We start from the raw sequence: 700 nt of genomic DNA, 5'->3' as shown, positions 1-700 counted from the left end.
CAAAACCACTACCCCCGGAACAATGGGCAAAACGCTCCCCGGAACTGGAAGCGGCCATCGCCAAACGTGAGGCCGAACTTGCGGCCCAGTCCGAGGACGCCGCATGAGCACGCCACCGGCAGGCACCACGGAAAAACGAGTTTTCTCACGTAACGATTACCTGTCGCCGTTGCCTGTTCCTACCGGTAGAAAACCTTCGGACGTGCTTAACATCATCTGGCGCAAGAACCAGGTGTTTCTGGATATTGGAAATTACAGCGTCGGTTCTGCGGTGATGACAATGTGGCCGACGGTGATGCTGTTCTTAGGGCTTGCATACTTTTTTAATGATCCCGATGCGCTGATTCTCGGTGCGTGCATCATGGTCATTCCTGTTTCGCTGTTGATTAGAGGACTGTTCCGCGAAGTCCCTCCACCCATTCGCTTCAACCGCCAACGCCGAGAGGTCTGCGTCCCCCGCGACAACGGCGAATACTGGGTCGTGCCCTGGGAAAGCGTCACCGCCGCTGCTACGCAACAGTCGTCAGTCAGTCAGGCCGGTAAAGCCACGATGGGTTTACTGATCGTCGGTTTCGAAAACCCGGACCCGCTGGCGGAGGAAGACAACAAACATTTCTCGCTGGGCTTCAACTGCGGTGGCGGTACGACCGCAATGGCGCTGTGGGAGTGCATGCGCAGTTACATGGAAGTCGGTCCCGAA

Annotated in this window: 1 pseudogene; it reads left to right on the top strand. The window is 56.9% G+C overall.

Annotated features, from left to right (window positions below):
• Positions 1–103: 103 nt before the first annotated feature.
• A pseudogene (locus tag BI292_RS11695) lies at positions 104–700 on the top strand (hypothetical protein); the annotation flags it as partial.

The organism is Pseudomonas sp. 43NM1 (assembly GCF_002836905.1).
Taxonomy (GTDB): domain Bacteria; phylum Pseudomonadota; class Gammaproteobacteria; order Pseudomonadales; family Pseudomonadaceae; genus Aquipseudomonas; species Aquipseudomonas prosekii.
The sequence above is the reverse complement of the archived record's forward strand: the minus strand, read 5'-3'. Positions and strand labels throughout refer to the sequence as shown.